We start from the raw sequence: 15,999 nt of genomic DNA, 5'->3' as shown, positions 1-15,999 counted from the left end.
AGGGCAGCTTAGGCGATTGCGGCGGATTTCGGAAGCGCTGGATCGATTTTGTCGATGGCGATGGTCATGGACAGGCTCGCCGTCTCGCCGGGGGCCAGAACCGGCATGCCACCGCGGTTGATCGCATCGGGCATATGGCTGACCGGTTCCAGACAGAAATCGACGCTGTCGGGCGGGCGATAGACGTGCAGCCAGTCCGCCCCGGTCGCCATCACCGTCAGTCGCAGTCCGTCACCGCGCTGCACGATCGCGGTCCCGTCCCAGCCTGTATAGGCATTGTCGACCAGACTGGTGCCGCGCACGATGGTGGGACTGGACCAGTCGCCCAGCGTATCGGCGGGCGCTTGCCTGTCGGGCAGCATGTCCGGCGTGGACAGCCACAGACCCCGCGCGCCGAAGGTCAGCGTGGTCGCTTCGTCGGCGAGGAAATAGGGATGGAACCCCAGGCCGATCGGCATCGCCACATCACCGATATTGGTTACGGACAACGACATGGACAGTTGCGATGGTGTCAGCGCGACCCGCTGTTCGGCCCGATGGGCAGACGGCCAATGATCGGTGCCGCGATGGTCGTGGATAAGTCGGGTGGACACATCACCTGTCTCACTCGCTGTCCAACTTGCCTGCCAGCCAAAGCCGTGGATGCTGTGCGGATGATCGCCGAAATTGAGCGGCAACCGATAGTCCACATCCTCGAAAGTAAAGCGCCCGCCCGCAATCCGGTTGGCATAGGGCACCAGCGGAAAACTCGCCATGGCGAGCGGATCGCCGGCCCTGTCCGGCGCGCGTCGCAGCAGGTCGACGCCGTCCAGCGCCAGCCAGAGCAGCGACCCGCCGACAGCGGGCGACAGGGCCGCTTCCAGCCCTCCCGCCCGCAATATGATGCTATCGCTGCTCAGCCGACCATATCCTCAAGCTCGCGCCCCTTCGTCTCATGCACCATGGCGCGGACGAAGAAGAAGCTGATGAACGCGAAGAAGGCGTAGCCGGCATAAGTGACGACCAGCCCCGGCGACACGGCCAGCGCCGGGAAGCTGACCGAGATCGCCGCGTTGGCGATCCACTGCGCGAAGCCGGCGACGGCCAGACCCGATCCGCGAATCTGGTTCGGGAACATCTCGCCCAGCATCACCCACATGATCGGACCCCAACTGAGGTTGAAGAAGATCACATAGAGGTTCGCGGCGATCAGCGCCATCAGGCCGTTATGACCGGGCAGCGACACCGCGCCGTTCGCGCCGGTCACGGCGGTGGAGAAGGCGTAGGCGACGATTGCCAGCGTCACCGCCATGCCCGCAGAGCCGATCAGCAGCAGCGGCTTGCGGCCGATCTTGTCCACCAGCATGATCGTGCCCAGGCACGCGCCGATCGACAGAACGCCCGACAGGATGTTGATCTGCAACGCATTGTCTTCGGAGAAGCCTACGGCCTCCCACAGGGTCGCGCCATAATAGAAGACGACATTGATGCCGACCAGTTGCTGGAACACGGCCAGGCCGATGCCGGTCCACACGATCGGGCGGATCTTGCCCGTGGTCTTGCTGATCAGGTCGCTCAGTTTCGGGCGATGATGATCGGCGGACAGGCTGGCGCGAATCTCGGCCACCGTGCGCGCGGCTTCCTGCGGCCCGAACAGGCGGGTCAGCACGGCCAGCGCGCGCTCATCCTGTCCACGCGCGACCAGGTAGCGGGGGCTTTCCGGGATGACGAGCAGGGCGAAGAAATAGATGGCGGCCGGGATCGCCTGCAACCAGAACATCCAGCGCCAGGCCGGGAAGTCCAGCCACAGCGGCGCGGTCGACCCACCGGCATAGCGGGCCAGCACGAAGTTCGCGACGAACGCGCCGGTCAGGCCGGAAATGATCATCACCTGCTGCACCGAAGACAGCCGGCCGCGCACATTGGCGGGGGTGACTTCGGAGATGTAGACGGGCGAAATGACGCTCGCCGCGCCGACCCCGAGGCCGCCGATGATGCGGGCGAAAATGAAGATGGCGGAAGAGCTTGCAGCGCCCGCAAGCAGGGCACTGACGAGGAAGAGGATGGCGGCGGCCATCATCACGCCGCGCCGGCCGATCAGGTCGGCCATGCGGCCCGCGCCGAACGCGCCGATGGACGATCCCACCAGAATGGCGCCGACATTGATGCCGATGCCCAGCTTGCCAAGATCGAAGGCCGCTTCCAGCCCCTTTTGCGTGCCGTTGATGACGCCGCTGTCATAGCCGAACATGAACCCGCCGATCGTCGCCACGGCCACGATCGCGGCGATAAAGGCCATATTGACCTTTTCCGCGCTCCCCTCACTCATCCGTCTTCATCCTTCCAATTCTTATCATCGTTGCGACTTATAATGTGGCGATATGGCCCGGCAGCCCGGCCACGCCGGGGTCGAAGGCGAAGAGATCACCTGCCAGGGGCTGCTGTGTCAACGCCGCCCTGTCCAGCCCTTTGCGCGCCGTGGTCGCATAGGCCGTCGTCAGTCCCTCGCCGCCAAAGGCGATTTTGGTGATGTTGCTGACGGGGAAGTGAATCTCCCGCATCAGCTTGCCGGCCGGGTCGTAGCGGCGCACCGCCCATCCGCCGAACAGACCGGTCCATAGGCAGCCTTCCGCGTCCACGGTCGGCCCGTCGGGATAGCCTGCATCCGCTTCGATCTTCGTGAACAGGCTGGTATTGCCGACCGATCCGTCGTCGTTCAGGTCCGTGCGCCAGATCCGCTTGCCCAGCGTGTCGGTATGATAGAGCGTCCGGCCATCGGGCGACAGGGCCGGACCGTTGGTGATCGACACGGCGGGCAGGCCGGTTTCGACGCATTTGCCCTTATGGAAGCGATAGAAATAGCCGCTGTCGACTTCCTCCGCATCATCCATCGACCCGAACCATAATGCGCCATCGGGCGCGACGCAGGCATCATTCTGGCGATTGCCGGGCAGATGCGTTTCGGGTGCGTGGATCAGCGTGAAGCTGCCCCCCTCCGCCAGATCCAGAGCCGGATCGAAGCGATGCACGCCGGTCTGCAAACCGACTGCCAACAGCCCGTCGTCGGTCGGAACGATCCAGCCGACCTGACAGGGCGCCGCCCAACTGCGCCCGACGTCGATCGCCGGATCGTAGCGGTGGATACGGTGTCCCTTGATATCGACGAACCACAGGGCGGCGTCGCGCGCCACCCAGACCGGTCCTTCGCCCAGCGTCGCACCGACGGACAGCACGCTCTGCGGATCGGCGCTCATGCTATCAGCGCCAGCCGGCATCGATGAAATAGTCATGCGCAGTGCAATAGCGGGCATCGTCCGATGCCAGGAACATTGCCAGCGCGGCGACGTCCACTGGCAGGATGCGGCCGTCCAGGCATTGCGCCGCGACGATCTCCGCCTCGCCTTCGGGCGTGTACCATTTTTCCTGACGCGGCGTCTTCACATTGCCGGGAATGATGGTGTTGACGCGGATATTGTCGCGGCCAAGGTCGCGGGCGAGGCTGCGGGTCAGTCCCTCGATCGCCGCCTTGGCGGTCTGGTACAGTGTCAGTTCGGGCAAAGCGAGGTGCCAGCTTATCGACCCGAAATTCAGGATCACGCCGCCGCCCGCGCGCTTCATCGCCGGAACCGCCGCCTGCGCCGCGAAGAAGAGATGGCGCAGATTGACCGCCATCCGTTCGTCCCAATAAGCGGGCGTCACTTCCGCGATCGTGTGCCGATCGTCATTGGCGGCATTGTTGATCAATATGTCGATCCCGCCCAGTTGCTGCTCGACCGTGCCGATCATCGCGTGCACCGCATCGATGTCGCGCAGGTCAACGGCGTGGAAGATCGGCGTGAACGCCGCGCCGGACAGGCGAGCGGCCAGCGCCTCGCTTTGTTCCACCGCGATATCGCAGAAGGCGACATGCGCTCCCTGGCCGACGAACGCCTCGACCAGCCCTTCGCCGATGCCGCTGCCGCCGCCACTGATAAAGACCCGCTTGCCCTTCAGGCTGGGGTAGATGGCACGGCTCATGCGTTTTCTTTCAGCAGGCCGCGTGCGGCCAGATTGGTGAACAGGGCGGTCAGGCCATAGGTCCAGGGCGTGGCGTCCTTCGACGTCACGACGCTGTTGACCAGCTTGCCGAGGCGCGGCGTCGAAATGGCGACGACATCGCCGACCTTGTGCGTGAAACCGCGGCCCGGTTCGTCGCGATCCTGCACCGGCGCGAACAGCGTGCCGAGGAAAAGCGTGAAGCCATCGGGATATTGATGTTCGGACAACGTCTGGCGCACCAGTTCCAGCGGATCGCGGCTGATCTGGTTCATGCTGCTATGTCCCTCCAGCCGATAACCTTCCGGCCCGTCGATGGTCAGTTCCAGTTCGGCATTGCGCACATCGTCGATGGTGAAATCCCCATCGAACAGGCGCACGAGCGGGCCGAGCGAGCAGGACGCATTATTGTCCTTCGCCTTGCCCAGCAGCAGTGCGGATCGCCCTTCAAAGTCACGCAAATTGACGTCGTTGCCCAGCGTCGCGCCGATAGCTCTCCCAGCCGCATTGACCAGCAGCACGACCTCCGGCTCTGGGTTGTTCCAGGTGGAATCCGACCGGATGCCGATCTCCGCGCCCAGACCGACGGTCGACAGGACCGGCGACTTGGTGAAGACTTCCGCGTCCGGGCCGATCGCGACTTCCAGATATTGCGACCAGAGGCCATCCTCGATCAGCGCGGTCTTGAGCGCGGCGGCTTCGGGTGATCCGGGCACGACGGCGCGGATGGAACCACCGACGCGCTCTTCCAGACGACCGCGAATCTCGGCGGCGGCGCTGGCGTCACCACGGGCGCGTTCCTCGATTACGCGCTCCAGCGCGGACAGGGCGAAGGTCACACCGCAGGCCTTGACGCATTGCAGGTCGACCGGGCTGAGCAGGGGCAGGGCGAGCGTATCGATGGGACCGAGTTCTTCACCGGTGGAGGCGTCAAGCGGCAGCTTTTCGACAAGTTGCGCCACGGTAGGCGCGACGCGGCTCATGTCATAGGCGATGCCCTTGTCCACCAGGATCGGGCTGGGACCATCGGCGGTCAGGACGCGGCCGACAAACAGGGCTTCGCGCCAGTCTGCGGGCAGGCAGTCTGCCAGATTAGCGGCAGGCAAGGAGGTTTCCCCCGGCATCATCAACTCCTAAAAGGCGGTTTTAAATTGATAGCGCTACCAACATCGAACTGCCTATGAAGTCAAGAGGTGTTGCGCAAAAGGCGCGTCAGCGGAAAGTCGTAGGACAGCGGCGTGTAACGGCTTTTCCCCACGGCTGCTTTGCGGCATAGCTGCAAGGATCATGAGCAAGACCGAAGACTCGGCGCCAGAGACTGGCGCAGCCGCCGCTCCCGAAACTCCCTCAGCCGACAAGGCCAAGGACAAGACCAGGGTCGATCTCGCCACTGCGGCGATCCGGTCGGCCGGCAAGGGCGTATGGGCAGGCGCTGCCGTCGGCATTGGCTCCGCCGCGATCGTGGCGGCCTTGCTTTACAGCCGCAAAAAGGGCTGACGCCCGACAATTTCGTATGGAAGCCGTTCGCCCCGAGCAGGTGAAGGGCTTCTCTTCGTTTCTCCTGTGAGCAGGAGTGGGCAGGGCTTTGACAGGCTCGGCCCGAATGGCGTTTTCTCCAGGCACCGGTGCATAAAAAAGAGGCGGCATGGCCTTCGTTCCATGCCGCCTCCGGGTGCGACCCTTCGGGCTCTTATGTCCCCGCCTTCGTGACAGGGGGGGAACTTTTATATCGTCAGACCGCGCCACCGCTCAGATAGCCGACCAGTTCGGTCTTGCTGACCGATATGCTCTTGTCCTTGTCGGCCGTGGTGAATGCGCCACTGGCCCAGGCGGACACCTGATCGGCCGGCAGGGTGGAACCGGTTGCCTTCATTTCCTGGCTCTTGAGCGCGACCATCCAGCGAGTGAATTCCGGCTGGTCGAGCTGGCCATCCTTGTTGGCGTCATAAGCCGGGAATTCCGCATCCACGATCGCGGCGACCGACGCAGCGGGATTGGCTGGTGCCGCTGGCGTTGCTGCCTGCGGCGAAGCTGGCGCGGCGGGTGTCGCCGGAGTCGCGGGCATGGCGCCTTCGACCGGTGCCTGCTGCGCCATCGCCGGCGCCGCTATCGCCAGCGCAGCGGTGAATAGGACTGTGCGGACCATGGCAATCTCCTGCTACCTTGAGTGAGCCGGATCACAATATGTGCCGGAAGTTCGTTTATGATGGTGTAATAATGAATGGGGACTGGCTAATGTTCCTGAACATCCATTCATGTTGCTTCATTCGTCTTGAAAATATGGTCCATTCGTCGGTCTTTTCTATCGGCAGGACATTAGGAGCCGGGTTCTTGCTGGTTTGGCTTTCCAGATTTGCCCCGGTCGGCCGACGCTGCTAGGCGCGCGGCACGTTTTCCTCCTTCAGACGCTAAGGATTCGCGCCATGGTCCCACGCTACGCCCGCCCCGCAATGACCGCCCTCTGGGAACCGGAAGCCCGCTTCAAAATCTGGTTCGAGATAGAGGCGCATGCGACCGAGAAGCTGGGCGAACTGGGCGTCGTCCCGCACTCGGCCGCCAAGGCCCTGTGGGACTGGTGGGCGACAAACCCCGCGATCGACGTTCCCGCGATCGACGCGATCGAGGCCGTGACCAAGCATGACGTCATCGCCTTCCTGACCTGGGTGGCCGAGCAGGTGGGCGACGAAGCCCGCTTCATGCATCAGGGCATGACGTCGTCGGACGTGCTCGACACCTGCCTTGCCGTGCAACTGGCCCGCGCCGCCGATATATTGATCGAAGACCTCGACAAGCTGCTGGAGGTCATCAAGCGCCGCGCCTTCGAACATAAGCTGACCCCGACCATCGGCCGCAGCCACGGCATCCATGCCGAGCCGGTGACGTTCGGCCTGAAGATGGCCGAAGCCTATGCCGAATTCAGCCGCTGCAAGACCCGCCTGATCGCGGCGCGCGAAGAAATCGCGACCTGCGCCATTTCAGGCGCGGTCGGCACATTCGCCAATATCGACCCGCGCGTAGAGGAACATGTCGCGCAAAAGCTGGGCCTCGCCATCGAGCCGGTATCGACGCAGGTCATCCCGCGCGATCGCCATGCCATGTTCTTCGCCACGCTGGGCGTGATCGCCTCGTCCATCGAACGTCTCGCCGTCGAAGTCCGTCACCTTCAGCGCACTGAGGTTCTGGAAGCCGAGGAATATTTCTCGCCCGGCCAGAAGGGTTCGTCGGCCATGCCGCACAAGCGCAACCCGGTGCTGACCGAGAATCTCACCGGCCTCGCCCGCGTGGTGCGCGCGGCCGTGGTGCCGGCGCTGGAAAATGTGGCGCTCTGGCATGAGCGCGATATCAGCCATTCGTCGGTCGAGCGCTTCTTCGGCCCCGACGCGACCATCACGCTCGACTTCGCGCTGGCGCGGCTGACCGGGGTCATCGACAAGCTGCTCATCTACCCCGAGCGGATGATGAAGAATCTCGACAAGATGGGCGGCCTCGTCCACTCGCAGCGCGTGCTGCTGGCGCTGACCCAGGCGGGCGTCAGCCGCGAAGACAGCTATCGCTACGTCCAGCGCAACGCCATGAAGGTGTGGGAATCGGACGGCCAGCTCTCGCTGCTCGAACTGCTCAAGGCCGACGATGACGTCGCCGCTGCGCTCTCCGCGCAGGAGATCGAGGACAAGTTCAACCTCGATTATCATTTCAAGCAGGTCGACACGATCTTCCAGCGCGTGTTCGGCGAGGCGTAAAGCCTTCCTTTCAGGCCCGTTCGGGTTGAGCTGACAGGCTCAGCCCGAACGGGATGAACCTTATCTGGAGCCCATCCGGGGTCGCATCCTTGGCGCAGCGTCCGACTGCCGGCGGATCAGCGCATGGTCCAGCACCAGATGCTCGACCTCTGCGTCCCCGCCGCGCCGGCCCTTCAACTGTCGCACCAGCACTTCCACTGCCGCGCGCGCCATGGCGCTGATCGGCTGGCGGATGGTGGTCAGTTCCGGCCAGATGGTGGTGGCGAGCGAGGTATCGTCGAATCCGCATACCGTCAGGTCGCCCGGCACGTCCAGCCCGGTGCGATGCGCGATCGCGACCGTGGCGGCGGCCATGTCGTCATTGCTGGCGAAAATGGCGGTCGGCGGATCGAGCAGCGACAATATATGCTCGGCCGCATCCAGCCCGGACCGGTAGGTGAAGAAACCCTGCGCGATCAGTTCGTCCTGCACCGGCAGGCCGGCTTCGCCCAGCGCCTCGACATAGCCCTCGAACCGCTTTGCACTCGCGCTCTGGTTGGGATTGCCCTTGATGAAGCCGATGCGGCTATGGCCGAGCGCGATCAGATGGCGCGTCATTTCATAGGCGGCAACCCGGTCGTCGATGCTGACGGCGGCCAGTTCGCCCGGCGCGCGCCCGGTCGCGACGGCAACGGCAGGGATGCCCGCTGCATCAAGGGCATTCACCAGGTCCGGCAGGTCGCACAGTGGCGGCGGCAGGATCACCCCGTCGATCCGCCCACGCTTCAGATGGGCGACGACCGATGCGACGGACGTTTCCTCATCCCATTTTTCCACGACCAGATCGACGCTGCTGCGGCTGGCCTGATCCAGGCTGCCGACCAGAAACTCGCTGAGATAAGAGGAAGACGGGTTGGAATAGAGCAGGCCGATCCGCGTCTCGTCACCGCCCGCCAATGTCCGCGCCGCCGCGCTGGGCGCATAGTTGAGCGCAGCGATCGCCGCCTCCACCTTCTCCCGCGTGGCGGTGCGCACCACCTGCTCCCCATTGATGACGCGCGACACCGTCATCGGCGACACGCCGGCATGGACGGCGACGTCGTTGATGGTGGGCGCGTTGCGCTGGCGGCGGGAAGATCGGACGTCGCTCAAAATGGATAGGCTTTCGCTGGGATGATGTCGCGACCGGATGGTAGCGACATCATCTGGAATATCTAAGCTAAAATCAATTATGCCCCGGCGCATAGGGGAATTTCAGCGCCTTGTACCAGTTAAGATCATGCGCGGGCGTGGCCGATCCGGCGGGCAGGGGGCGTTTCGACACCGACTGGAAATAGGCGATGCTGGCATCCCGCCACCACTGCGCCTCACGATGCTGGATGGTCAGGAAGCTGTCCGTCTCCGCGAACCGCTCCGCATCGACATAGGGTTTGAGCGACGCCCATGTCGTCTGCATGTCCGCGACATAGCGGACACCGCGATCATAGCGATGGACGAGGCCGTCCCACAGCGTCTCGCCCGATTGCAGGCGATAGTCCCAGGACACATGATGGAACCAGAGCAGGTCGCGCTCCGGCGTGGTCTTCACATTGGCCAGCCGCTTCGCCACCGGCGCGGCATATTGGTCCACGGCGTCGCTGCCGCTCTTCGTCCGGTCAAAGCCGATGCCGTTCGCATCCGCCTTATGATAATAGACCGGGTTCCATTCGGGCCGCGCCAAATCCGACACCCATGGCCCCGGACCGTAGTGATGGCCGGTGTCCATGACATGGGCGAGGCCCAGCGGCGTCATATAATCGACCGCCGCCTCGCGCGATCCCATCATCATCGTCACGACCGGCTGCACGACTTTCTGGTCGGGCGAGAAGGTCAATTCCGCCCATTCCTTCGCGATCGCCTCCGCCGACAGGCTGGTATCCCATGCCAGACGGCCAAAGGCATACCAGTCCGCCTGATTGAAGATCGACCCGCTCCAGTCGCGATCGACGCCGATATTGGCGACGCCGGCAATGCCGGTCAGTTTGTGCCCGTCCAGCGATCCGTCGATCACCTTCGCCACGGTCGATCCCTTGCCCTTGGCATAGGTGTCCGCGTCCAGCGTCTCCTCGAACAACGGGCCGAGATAGGTGAGGTGCGTCGACTGGCCCAGATATTCCTTGGTGATCTGGAATTCCATCATCAGCGGCGTCTTGGGCATCGCGCCGAACAGCGGATGGAAGGGTTCGCGCGGCTGGAAGTCGATTGCGCCATTCTTCACCTGCACGATGACATTGTCGGCGAATTTGCCGTCCAGCGGCTTGAAGTCGGTATAGGCCTGCTTCGCGCGGTCGTCGGGATTGTCATGGGCATAGACGAAGGCGCGCCACATCACGATGCCGCCATGCGGCTTCACTGCGACGGCCAGCATGTTCGCGCCATCGGCATGGGTGCGGTTATAATCCTGCGGCCCCGGCTGGCCCTCGCTGTTCGCCTTGACGAGGAAGCCGCCAAAGTCGGGGATCGCCTTGTAGATTTCGTTCGCCTTCGCCTCCCACCATGCGGCGACCTGAGGGTCGAGCGGATCGGCGGTCTTGAGGCCATCCAGTTCCATCGGCGCGGTCCATTTGACCGACAGATAGACCTTGATGCCATAGGGCCGGAATATGTCCGCCAGCGCCGCCGCCTTTTCGATATAGGGCGCGGTCAGGCTGTCGGCCTTTGCATTGACGTTGTTGAGGACGGTGCCGTTGATGCCGATCGACGCATTGGCTCTGGCATAGTCGGTATAGCGCGGCCCCTTCCAGTCGGGCAGCCGCCACCAGTCCCAGATGGATTGCCCGGCATAGCCGCGCTCGACCGTGCCGTTCAGATTATCCCAATGGTTGAGCAGGCGCAGGCCGATCTTGGGCGCGCTGCGAATGTCCAGATTGTCGAGGCTCTCGCCGCTTTGTGCAAGGCGCAGCCAGTGATAAGTGCCGTGGAGCAGACCCACATCGCTGTTCGCGGCGATGACCGTCACCGCCTTGCCGTGGATCATCGTCGTGCGAATCGCATAGCCTTCCATACCCAGTCCGTCCGTTTCCACCGGCAGGGCAGGGGTGGAGGCGGGCGTCGCCAGCAGCAGCGCACCTTGCTGGATCGTTGCTGACAGGGCGGGCGTCCTCCCGGTCATGCCGGCGATGCCGCGCTGCAATTCCTGGGTTGCGATGGCCAGCGTCGGGCTGGTCCCCGCCGCCACGATAGCGGTTGCATGCGCCGCCAGAACCGGTGCGCGCGCGTTGTCCGCAGGCGCATAGCGCAGCCACAGATCATAGCCGTCCTCGGCCTGCGCCACGGGGGTCAGAACCGGCGTTAGCGCCGTTCCGGCCATGGCAATCATCCAGCAAAACAGGCGCGCTTTCACGAAGATCCTCTCCCTTGTCCCCGAACGTCAAAGCCCATTGATCGGGCATTGACAAGTCTCTCTTGTCGAAGCAATGGTAACGCTATCAGTTCTATCGCGGCAAGCGGAAAGATTGTCGTGCAATAAAATGGAGAGGGGCATCATGATCCGTAACCGCAAAATCTTGTGCGCCGCATCGGCGCTGGCCTTCGCCGTCGCCTTGCCGATGGCGCCTGTTCTCGCGGCGCCCGCAGCCGCGACGGCGAAGCCGGTCTATAAGGATGCCGGCGCCCCGATCGAGGCGCGCGTCGATGATCTCCTCTCGCGCATGACGCTGGATGAAAAGATCGCCCAGATCACCACCGTCTGGCTCGACAAGGTCAAGATTTTCGACGACCAACTGCAACTCGATCCCGCCAAGCTGGCGGCGCAATATCCCAATGGTCTCGGTCATTTCACGCGCCCTTCCGATGCGAAGGGGGCCGTCAGTCCTCGGGTCGCACCGGGACGCAATCCGCGCCAGACGGTCGCGCTCGTCAACGCGCTCCAGAAATGGGCGACGACGCAGACGCGGCTCGGCATCCCGATCCTCTTCCATGAAGAAGGGCTGCATGGCTATGCGGCCGTCGGCGCGACCAGCTTCCCCCAGTCGATCGCCATGGCCTCCTCCTTCGACACGGACATGCTGCGCGATGTGAACAGCGTGATTGCCCGCGAGATACGCTCGCGCGGCGTGCCGATGATCCTGTCGCCAGTGGTCGATATCGCACGCGACCCGCGCTGGGGCCGGATCGAGGAAACCTATGGCGAAGATCCCTATCTGGTCGGTGAAATGGGCGTCGCTGCGGTCGAGGGCCTGCAAGGCGTCGGCCGTGAACGCAATCTGCGCGACGGCAAGGTGTTCGCCACGCTCAAGCATCTGACCGGCCATGGCCAGCCCGAAAGCGGCACCAATGTCGGCCCCGCGCCGGTCAGCGAACGCGAACTGCGCGAGAATTTCTTCCCGCCCTTCGAGCAGGTGGTCAAGCGCACCGGGATCGAAGCCGTCATGGCCAGCTATAACGAAATCGACGGCGTCCCCAGCCACGCGAACCGCTGGTTGCTGGAAAATATCCTGCGCGAGGAATGGGGTTTCAAGGGTGCGGTCGTCTCCGACTATTCGGCGATCGACCAGTTGATGAGCATCCACCATATCGCCGCCAATCTGGAGGATGCCGCGATCCGCGCGCTCGACGCCGGCGTCGACGCCGACCTGCCCGATGGCCTGTCCTACGCCACGCTGGGCAAGCTGGTGCGCGAAGGCAAGGTGAGCGAGGCCAAGGTCGATCTGGCCGTGCGCCGCATGCTGGACCTGAAATTCCGCGCCGGCCTGTTCGAACATCCCTATGCCGACGCCGCCGCGTCGGAAAAGATCACCAACAACGCGCAAGCCCGCGCCCTGGCGCTGAAATCGGCGCAGCGCTCCATCACCCTGCTCAAGAATGACGGCATGCTGCCATTGAAGCCCGAAGGCACGATCGCCGTCATCGGCCCAAGCGCCGCCGTGGCGCGGCTGGGCGGCTATTATGGCCAGCCGCCGCATACGGTGTCGATCCTCGACGGGATCAAGGCGAAGGTCGGCGCACGCGCGAACATCGTCTTCGCGCAGGGGGTGAAGATCACCGAAAATGACGACTGGTGGGAAGACAGCGTCACCAAGTCCGATCCCGCCGAAAACCGCAAACTGATCGCGCAGGCGGTGGAAGCGGCCAAGGGCGTGGACCGCATCGTCCTGACGCTGGGCGACACCGAACAATCGAGCCGCGAAGGCTGGGCCGACAACCATCTGGGCGATCGCCCGTCGCTCGATCTGGTCGGCGAACAGCAGGCGTTGTTCGATGCGCTCAAGGCACTCGGCAAGCCGATCACCGTCGTCCTCATCAACGGCCGTCCGGCATCGACCGTGAAGGTCAGCGAACAGGCCAACGCCATCCTGGAAGGCTGGTATCTGGGCGAGCAGGGCGGCAATGCCGTCGCGGACGTCCTGTTCGGCGATGTGAATCCCGGCGCGAAGCTGCCCGTCACCGTGCCGCGCTCGGTCGGTCAGTTGCCGATGTTCTACAATGCCAAGCCCTCGGCGCGGCGCGGCTATCTGTTCGATACCACCGACCCGCTCTATCCATTCGGCTTCGGCCTCAGCTACACGACGTTCGACCTGTCGGCCCCACGTCTGGCCGCGACCAGCATCGGCACGGGCGGCAAAACCACTGTCTCGGTCGATGTCCGCAACAGCGGCGCGCGCGAAGGCGACGAAGTCGTCCAGCTCTATATCCGCGACAAGATCAGCAGCGTCACGCGCCCGATCAAGGAATTGAAGGGCTTCCAGCGCATCACCCTTAAACCCGGCGAAATCCGCACGGTCACCTTCACCATCAGCCCCGAAAGCCTGTGGATGTGGAACGACCATATGGAGCGCGTCGTGGAACCGGGCGATTTCGATATCATGACCGGCAACAGCTCGGTTGCGCTGAAATCCGCTACGCTGACGGTGACGCCATGAGCCTCGCACGTCGTCAGGCGCTTGGCCTGCTCGCTTCCACCTCGCTCTTCGCGGCAGCCCCGGCGGTTGCGAAAGGGAAGAACGGCCCGCTCTACAAGGATGCCTCCGCCCCGATCGACCTGCGCGTGCGCGACCTGCTGGGCCGCATGACGCTGGAGGAGAAAGTCGGCCAGATCATCGCGCTCTGGGCGACCAAGGCGGACATCATGGACGACCTGACCTTTTCGCCCGCCAAGGCGAGCAAGGCCTATCCGCAGAGCTTCGGCCAGATCACCCGCCCGTCCGACCGGCGCGGCGCCCCCGACGGATCGCAGCAGGCCGGCGGCGTCGGCGCACGCTGGCGCACGCCTGCCGATACCGTCGCCTTCATCACCGCCGTCCAGAAATGGGCGACGCAGGAAACCCGCCTCGGCATCCCGGTCCTGTTCCACGAAGAATCACTCCATGGTTATATGGCCACGGACGCCACGATGTTTCCGATGGCGATCGGCATGGCAGGCAGCTTCGACCGGCAACTGATGCAGGATGTCCAGTCGGTCATCGCCCGCGAAGTGCGCGCGCGCGGCGTTCATCTGGCGCTCTCGCCTGTGGTGGACATCGCCCGCGACCCGCGCTGGGGCCGTATCGAAGAAACCTTTGGCGAAGATCCCTATCTCTGTGGCGAAATGGGCGTCGCCGCCGTGCTCGGCCTGCAAGGGGAAAGCAAGCAGCTCGGCCCCGACAAGGTCATGGCCACGCTCAAGCATATGACCGGCCACGGCCAGCCCCAGAGCGGCGAGAATATCGCGCCCGCGCCGATCAGCCAGCGGGAATTGCGCGAGAATTTCTTCCCGCCCTTCCGTCAGGTGGTGAAGCGCACCGGCATCGCCGCCGTCATGCCGTCATATAACGAGATTGATGGCGTGCCGTCGCATCAGAATAAATGGCTGCTGGGCGACATCCTGCGCGGCGAATGGCGTTTCGACGGCGCGGTGGTCAGCGATTATGGCGCGGTCCACGAACTCGACACGATCCACCATGTTCAGCCCGACCCGGAGGCATCGGCCCGCGCCGCCCTCCGCGCCGGTGTCGATTGCGAGTTGCCCGATGGCCAGACCTATCGGACGCTCGTGGAACAGGTCCGCGCGGGCAAGGTGCCCTCCGAAGCGATCGACATCGCCTGCACGCGCATGTTGACGCTCAAGTTCCGCGCGGGCCTGTTCGAAAATCCCTGGCCCCGCCGCGATTTCGACGCGCTGACCGGCAACCGTGAGGCGCGCGCGCTGGCGCTGAAGGCCGCGCACAAATCGATCGCGCTGCTCAAGAATGACGGCACGCTGCCGCTCACCCCCGGCGCGCACAAGCGGGTCGCGGTGATCGGCCCCAATGCCGCCATTGCCCGGCTGGGCGGCTATTCCTCGATCCCGCGTCAGGACGTTTCGCTGCTCGAAGGCGTACAGGCGAAGCTCAAGGGCAAGGCGGAGGTCGTCCATGCCCAGGGCGTCTTCATCACCCGGAGCGAAGATCGCTCGGTCGATGAAGTCTATCTGGCCGACCCCGCCAAGAACCGCCAGTTGATCGCAGAAGCGGTGGAGGTCGCGAAAAACGCCGACATCATCCTGCTCGCCATCGGCGACACCGAACAGACGAGCCGCGAAGGATTCGCGAAGAACCATCTGGGCGACCGCACCAGCCTCGATCTGGTCGGCGAACAGAATGAATTGTTCGCCGCGATGAAGGCGACCGGCAAGCCTGTCGTGGTCTGCGCGATCAACGGTCGCCCACCCAGCTACCCTGCTGTGGTCGAAGGTGCCAACGCCCTGCTCGAATGCTGGTATCCGGGGCAGGAGGGCGGCACCGCCATGGCCGATATCCTGTTCGGGGACGTCAATCCCGGTGCCAAGCTGCCCGTCACCGTCGCCCGTGACGAAGGGCAGATACCGATCTTCTACAATCGCAAGCCCAGCGCCCGGCGCGGCTATGTGTTCGAGGATATCTCGCCGCTCTTCCCCTTCGGTTACGGCCTCAGCTACACGAAGTTCGATATTGGAAAACCACGACTTTCTTCCCCGCGCATCGGTACGGGCGGGACCGTCACGGTCGAAGTCGACGTGCGCAATGTCGGCAGCCGGGCAGGGGACGAGGTCGTCCAGCTCTATGTCCATGACCAGGTCGCCAGCGTCACCCGCCCGATCAAGGAATTGAAGGGCTTCGAACGCATCACGCTTGCGCCCGGTGAAACGAAGACCGTGCGCCTGCCGCTCGGCCCCGACGCCTTCACCCTGTGGAATCTCGACATGGAGGAAGTGGTCGAACCCGGCCTGTTCGACATCATGGTCGGACCCGACAGCCAGAATCTTCAGACCGTCACGCTCGAAATCATCTGA

12 protein-coding genes are annotated in these 15,999 nt (G+C 64.0%); 4 read left to right on the top strand and 8 right to left on the bottom strand.

The window, feature by feature from the left end; genetic code table 11:
* Positions 1-8: 8 nt before the first annotated feature.
* Genes ASE85_RS14970 through ASE85_RS14950 form a run of 5 tightly spaced genes read right to left on the bottom strand, consistent with a single transcriptional unit; the run spans position 9 to position 5,138 of the window.
* Positions 9-878, bottom strand: coding sequence for an aldose 1-epimerase (locus ASE85_RS14970; RefSeq protein ID WP_082462838.1), 870 nt, complete (start codon positions 876-878; stop codon positions 9-11).
* A gap of 17 nt (positions 879-895) precedes the next feature.
* The gene (locus ASE85_RS14965; protein WP_056689907.1) at positions 896-2,308 is read right to left on the bottom strand and encodes a sugar porter family MFS transporter; all 1,413 of its coding nucleotides are present in this window, start codon (positions 2,306-2,308) and stop codon (positions 896-898) included.
* 37 nt (positions 2,309-2,345) lie between these two features.
* On the bottom strand, positions 2,346-3,233 hold the full coding sequence (locus ASE85_RS14960; protein WP_056690240.1) for an SMP-30/gluconolactonase/LRE family protein: 888 nt from the start codon (positions 3,231-3,233) through the stop codon (positions 2,346-2,348).
* 4 nt (positions 3,234-3,237) lie between these two features.
* Positions 3,238-3,996 carry an SDR family NAD(P)-dependent oxidoreductase gene (locus ASE85_RS14955; protein ID WP_056689904.1) on the bottom strand — a complete coding sequence of 253 codons (759 nt, stop codon included), beginning with the start codon at positions 3,994-3,996 and terminating at the stop codon, positions 3,238-3,240.
* Positions 3,993-5,138 carry a fumarylacetoacetate hydrolase family protein gene (locus ASE85_RS14950; RefSeq protein ID WP_056690237.1) on the bottom strand — a complete coding sequence of 382 codons (1,146 nt, stop codon included), beginning with the start codon at positions 5,136-5,138 and terminating at the stop codon, positions 3,993-3,995. The genes ASE85_RS14955 and ASE85_RS14950 overlap by 4 nt, the downstream gene beginning before the upstream one ends.
* 163 nt (positions 5,139-5,301) lie before the next feature.
* Between ASE85_RS14950 and ASE85_RS14945 the strand changes: the two genes are divergently transcribed.
* Entirely contained in the window at positions 5,302-5,511 is a 210-nt protein-coding gene (locus ASE85_RS14945) for a hypothetical protein (protein ID WP_056689902.1), read from the top strand.
* Between the two features lie 235 nt (positions 5,512-5,746).
* On the opposite strand, the gene ASE85_RS14940 is transcribed toward ASE85_RS14945, so the two are convergent.
* Positions 5,747-6,160: a hypothetical protein gene (locus ASE85_RS14940; protein WP_056689899.1), complete on the bottom strand. Its 414-nt coding sequence runs from the start codon at positions 6,158-6,160 to the stop codon at positions 5,747-5,749.
* Positions 6,161-6,437: 277 nt separating this feature from the next.
* Between ASE85_RS14940 and purB the strand changes: the two genes are divergently transcribed.
* On the top strand, positions 6,438-7,754 hold the full coding sequence (gene purB, locus ASE85_RS14935; RefSeq protein WP_056689897.1) for an adenylosuccinate lyase: 1,317 nt from the start codon (positions 6,438-6,440) through the stop codon (positions 7,752-7,754).
* Positions 7,755-7,814: 60 nt separating this feature from the next.
* On the opposite strand, the gene ASE85_RS14930 is transcribed toward purB, so the two are convergent.
* Both ASE85_RS14930 and ASE85_RS14925 read right to left on the bottom strand, forming a co-directional pair.
* Complete coding sequence (locus ASE85_RS14930) at positions 7,815-8,885, bottom strand: LacI family DNA-binding transcriptional regulator (RefSeq protein WP_056689896.1); 1,071 nt, start codon at positions 8,883-8,885, stop codon at positions 7,815-7,817.
* Positions 8,886-8,958: 73 nt separating this feature from the next.
* A complete protein-coding gene (locus ASE85_RS14925) occupies positions 8,959-11,091 on the bottom strand; it encodes an alpha-glucuronidase family glycosyl hydrolase (RefSeq protein WP_443018535.1) in 2,133 nt (710 codons plus the stop codon).
* Between the two features lie 166 nt (positions 11,092-11,257).
* Here ASE85_RS14925 and ASE85_RS14920 point away from each other — a divergent pair, with 166 nt between their 5' ends.
* Together ASE85_RS14920 and ASE85_RS14915 are read left to right on the top strand one after the other, a co-directional pair.
* On the top strand, positions 11,258-13,633 hold the full coding sequence (locus ASE85_RS14920; protein ID WP_056690234.1) for a glycoside hydrolase family 3 N-terminal domain-containing protein: 2,376 nt from the start codon (positions 11,258-11,260) through the stop codon (positions 13,631-13,633).
* Positions 13,630-15,999, top strand: a complete 2,370-nt coding sequence (locus tag ASE85_RS14915) for a glycoside hydrolase family 3 N-terminal domain-containing protein (protein WP_056689893.1) — start codon at positions 13,630-13,632, stop codon at positions 15,997-15,999. Before ASE85_RS14920 ends, ASE85_RS14915 begins: the two co-directional genes overlap by 4 nt.

Source organism: Sphingobium sp. Leaf26, assembly GCF_001421665.1.
Classification (GTDB): Bacteria; Pseudomonadota; Alphaproteobacteria; order Sphingomonadales; family Sphingomonadaceae; genus Sphingobium.
The sequence above is the reverse complement of the archived record's forward strand: the minus strand, read 5'-3'. Positions and strand labels throughout refer to the sequence as shown.